Genomic DNA, 4803 nt, shown 5'->3' with positions numbered 1-4803 from the left:
CAAAAGATAGCTTTTTCCGGTAAAGATTACCTGCTGCAAATACAGAAGCGTGAAGTAGAACGCACGGGTATAAACTCACTGAAAATTTCTTTCAATAAAGTATTCGGGTATTACCTCGAAGTAAGCAACGCCAATAAAGATAAGGTACCTGCCGACTGGATCAGAAAGCAAACGCTGGTAAATGCCGAGCGCTATATTACAGAAGAGCTTAAGGTATATGAAGAGAAAATCCTTCATGCAGAAGAAAAGCTGGTTGCTATCGAGCAGCGCATTTACTTGGCACTCATTCAGGAAGCTGCAGCGTTTATACCACACATTCAACAGAACGCGCGGGTAATCGCGCAGTTGGATTGTCTTCTTTCATTTGCAGCCGTAGCGAATGCCAACAAATATACCCGGCCGGTAATTGATGATTCGTTCATAATCGATATAAAATCGGGACGGCACCCGGTAATTGAAAAGCGCTTGCCTGTAGGTGAGAACTATGTGCCCAACGATGTATACCTTGATAACGAGAAGCAACAGATTATGATTATTACCGGGCCGAACATGGCCGGTAAATCTGCGCTGTTAAGACAAACCGCCCTCATTGTATTGCTGGCACAGATGGGAAGTTTTGTTCCTGCAGAAGCAGCCTTGATTGGTATAGTCGATAAAGTATTTACGCGTGTAGGCGCATCCGATAATTTATCGAAGGGTGAATCTACTTTTATGGTGGAAATGACGGAGACAGCCAGCATTCTCAACAACCTTAGCAACCGAAGTCTTATTCTGATGGATGAGATAGGAAGAGGAACTAGTACATACGATGGTGTTTCTATTGCATGGGCTATTGTAGAGTATCTGCACAATCACAAAGACTTTAAACCCAAAACACTTTTTGCCACGCACTATCACGAGTTGAATCAACTGGAAGAAGATTTAACACGCGTGAAAAATTTCAATGTTTCGGTAAAAGAAGTTGGCGATAAGATCATCTTTATGCGTAAGCTAAAAGAAGGTGGCAGTGAGCACAGCTTTGGTATACATGTAGCACAGCTGGCCGGTATGCCGAATCGTGTAGTGTTCCGTGCGAACGAGATACTACATTTCCTGGAAAAGGATAAACATAAAAATGAACAACGGCAGAAGATCAAAGAAGTGCCGAAGGCAACTCCTCAGATGATGCTGTTTGAAACGGATCCGCGCTGGAAGGAAGTGGAGGAGAAGCTGAGTAAAATAGATATCAATACCATCAGTCCTGTGGAGGCATTACTAAAACTCAACGAACTTATCACATCGATCAACAAGAAGTAGTAAGTATAAAACTATATATAGCTTACTTCTTTTTATTGTTGTTGAAGCGACTTCTGGGTTTACCCTTTCTGAAATTTCCTTTGCTACTTTTCTTTATCTCCGGACTATACACCGGTCCTTCGCCCACTTCGGCTGGTAAAGGATTTTTAGGGATTACATCACCGATCAGGTTTTCAATGCTGAGGAATTTGCGTTGATCTTTTTCATTGATGAGTGTTACAGCTGTTCCGGTTGTTTCAGCACGAGCGGTTCGCCCTATACGGTGAACATAATCTTCCGGATCAGGAGGTACATCCCAATTTATTACTAAACTAATTCCCTCTACATCTATACCGCGTGAGAGCACATCGGTTCCGATCAGCATATTTACCTGCTTGTTTTTAAAAGCACGTAAAATCTCTTCGCGTTCCTGTTGTTCCAGATCAGAGTGAAAAGCGCGTGCGGGTAGCCCTCCCCGTTGAAAAGCAACATCCAGTTTTTTAACAGTTTCTTTCGTGGAAGCAAATATGATCACGCTTTTCCACGGAACGGTTTTAAGAACATGCTTTAGTATAGCTCCCTTCTGTGAATCATATACTACATACGCTTGCTGCGATATACCGGCAGCAGGCTTTGCTATAGCGATATTTATTTCTTTGGGTTCGCGCAGAATCTTGCCCGCCAGTGCCCGTATTTTAGGAGGCATGGTAGCAGAGAAGAGAAGCGTTTGCCGATCGGTAGGAAGATACTTGATGATTTTAATAATGTCATCATAAAAACCCATATCCAGCATACGGTCTGCTTCATCGAGGATAAGATGCTGCAGGTGATCGAACTTGATTGTGCCCGCAGCAAGTAAAGCAATGAGTCTACCCGGTGTAGCAATAATAACATCGGCACCAGCTTCCAGGGCTTTTCGTTGCTGATCCCATGTAGCACCATCACCGCCACCATAGATCGGCAATGAACTTATACCGAGAAAATAAGCGAACCCTTCAATCTGCTGGTCGATCTGCTGCGCAAGCTCGCGCGTAGGAGCGATAACCAGAGTATTGAGATGTCGTGTTTGTGCGTGTTTGATCTTGTTAAGAACCGGTAAAATATAGGCGGCAGTTTTTCCGGTACCTGTTTGAGCACAGGCAATCAGGTCGTGATTGTCCAGTATAACCGGAATGGCTTGTTCCTGTATAGGCGTAGGCTTGCTATACCCCATGGAATCCAGTCCATCGAGAAGCTTTTCGTCAAATTTAAAGTCGTGGAAAGTCAAAGGCAGATGCTTTATAATGCAGACATCATCTATTACAATGAATGCTAATTAAATGTTTCTGCGAGATACTGTAAAATTTTCACCCGTCAAAATAGGCGTTATCCCCTGGCCGTTATCTGTTAATCATTAATCGCGAGGTATTACCGGATAACGGTTAACCTGTAGCGATTAACGGTGTCGCGAAGACTGGCACAATTTTTCGTAATTTTAGCGTTAACAAATTCAGCTTATGAAATTGCGTAACCTACCAATCGCACTAATTACCCTTGTTATTCTGGCTTCATGTGCATCAAGCCCGTATGGAACCAAAGTAAAAGAACCGTTTCAGGGAAATGCCTATGAATCCAACAATCGCTTTTGGCGCTCTTCCGGTAAAGGCACCAGCTCTCAAGATAATATCGCCCGTGGTAAGGCAGATATAGATGCTAAAGCTCAACTGGGCGGGCAGGTAAATATCACGATGAAACAAGTTGCTGACCAATACCTGGGTCAGGCAGAAAATGCAAATGCTGCTGATGTTGCCGATAAATTTCAGAGTCTCGTTCGCCAGGTGATGAATACTGATCTTGCTGATTTACGCAAGATGGATGAGAAGAAATACTACAATGAAAAAACAAAAGAGTACACCGTGTTTATCGCGTACGAGATAAAGAAGAATGCCATGCTTCGCTTTATGAAAAAGCAGGCGAAGGTTGATAAAACAATTGATGAGCGCCAGCGTGAAGTAATTGAAAAGATCGTGGATGAAGAGCTTGAAAAAGCAGACGCTGAAGATCACGATTAAAGAACTTACAGTTTACAGGTTGAAAGTAACCCGGACGGTATATATCGCCCGGGTTCTTTTTTTATTGACGGTTGATAAAATATGACAGCCCAGTTGAAAGAGAAGACATGCTAAGCTTCCCTCCGAGCGCTTCTGTGGCCCATTTTTACATTTACACAAAACGTTAAGGTTTTACTACCTGTAGATGAAGCCCTGATGAATGGAATAAGTTTTTACGGTATATATGCATGACTTACGGCTGCGGTCAAGTTTATTAGCAGCGATCTTTTTAATTTGCAGCGCGATAATGTTTTATGATCAGGGTTTATACAATCAGGCAGGGAAAGCTGGAGCAGTTCAAGAATCTGCCGCGCGAACAAATTGTGAAACTTTCAGATATCATCTGGATAGATCTGCAATCGCCCTCGCAGGATGAGAAGGAATTTATCGAGAAGAATTATAAGATAGAATTCTTTACTTACCAGGAAGTACAGGAGATCGAAAGCAGTTCGCGTTTTTTAGAAACGGATGAGACTACCGAAATTAACCTCACCTTTGTATCGAGCCAGGAAGCAGAGCTGGCAATCCAGAACGTTACCTTCATCTTAAAGAATCGCGTGCTGTTTACGTATCGTCAGGGTGATCTGAAAATATTCGCTGAGACTGTTCGCCGGATGAAGACGATGAATGCCGAAGCAAAAGAACATGGCCTCGATGTTTTTCTCACGATTCTCGAAACACGCATTGATAGTGATGCCGATCTTATTGAAGGCATCAACCGTAAACTCAATGGCATCAGTAAAGATCTGATCGCGCGCAAATCGTTGAAAGAAGATTTGCTGTTGGGTATAGCGCAATTACAGGAAAATACCATGGTGCTTCACGAAACCATTACAGAAAAGCAGCGTGTAGTGAGCTCGTTGATTCGTATTCCTGAATTTAACAAAATGGAAAACGAGCGCTTAAAGATTATCATCAAAGATATAGGCTCACTGCTGCAACACGCGCAGTTCAGCTCAGAGCGCTTGGAATATCTGCAGAATACATTTCTCGGTCTTGTGAATATTGAACAGAACACGGTGATTAAAATATTTACTGTTGTTACCGTAGTATTCATGCCGCCTACACTTATAGCCAGTATATATGGCATGAACTTCAAGCACATGCCAGAGCTCGAGTTGCTCGGTGGTTACCCCATGGCTATTGGACTGATGATCATTTCTTCACTGGCGTTTCTCTGGTATTTTAAAAGAAAGAACTGGCTATAGCAATTTTAGTCTTTCGGATAGATAACACCGTCTTTCATTATCAACAAAACCTGGCGAAGGTCTGCTATATGTTGTGAAGGATCACCCTGCACTGCAATCAAGTCAGCCTTTAATCCGGGATATACTTTTCCGATCAATGCATCCTGGTGAAATACTTTTGCATTTATACTGGTAGCTGATCGAAGTATATCTAATGTGTTCATACCGTATTCGGCCATGAGCTCTAACTC

Annotated in this window: 5 protein-coding genes; 3 read left to right on the top strand and 2 right to left on the bottom strand. The window is 42.7% G+C overall.

From position 1 onward, the window contains the following. The coding region (gene mutS / locus VIN08_RS16905) for a DNA mismatch repair protein MutS (RefSeq protein WP_331967412.1) at positions 1–1296 on the top strand (1296 nt) is incomplete at its 5' end. 22 nt (positions 1297–1318) lie between these two features. Here mutS and VIN08_RS16900 read toward each other — a convergent pair. Continuing rightward, positions 1319–2542, bottom strand: a complete 1224-nt coding sequence (locus VIN08_RS16900) for a DEAD/DEAH box helicase (RefSeq protein WP_331967410.1) — start codon at positions 2540–2542, stop codon at positions 1319–1321. 229 nt (positions 2543–2771) lie between these two features. On the opposite strand from VIN08_RS16900, the gene VIN08_RS16895 reads away from it, so the two are divergent. Both VIN08_RS16895 and corA read left to right on the top strand, forming a co-directional pair. After that, a complete protein-coding gene (locus tag VIN08_RS16895; RefSeq protein ID WP_331967408.1) occupies positions 2772–3326 on the top strand; it encodes a hypothetical protein in 555 nt (184 codons plus the stop codon). 293 nt (positions 3327–3619) lie between these two features. Continuing rightward, positions 3620–4573, top strand: coding sequence for a magnesium/cobalt transporter CorA (corA, locus tag VIN08_RS16890; protein WP_331967406.1), 954 nt, complete (start codon positions 3620–3622; stop codon positions 4571–4573). A 5-nt stretch (positions 4574–4578) separates the two neighbouring features. Here corA and VIN08_RS16885 read toward each other — a convergent pair. Next, positions 4579–4803 (bottom strand): amidohydrolase family protein (locus VIN08_RS16885; RefSeq protein WP_331967404.1); only part of this gene is annotated, 225 nt, incomplete at its 5' end.

Origin of the sequence: Ohtaekwangia sp. (assembly GCF_036568665.1) — a bacterium.
In the GTDB taxonomy this organism is placed as follows: domain Bacteria; phylum Bacteroidota; class Bacteroidia; order Cytophagales; family Cyclobacteriaceae; genus Ohtaekwangia.
This window is presented reverse-complemented; position numbering and strand designations above follow the sequence as displayed.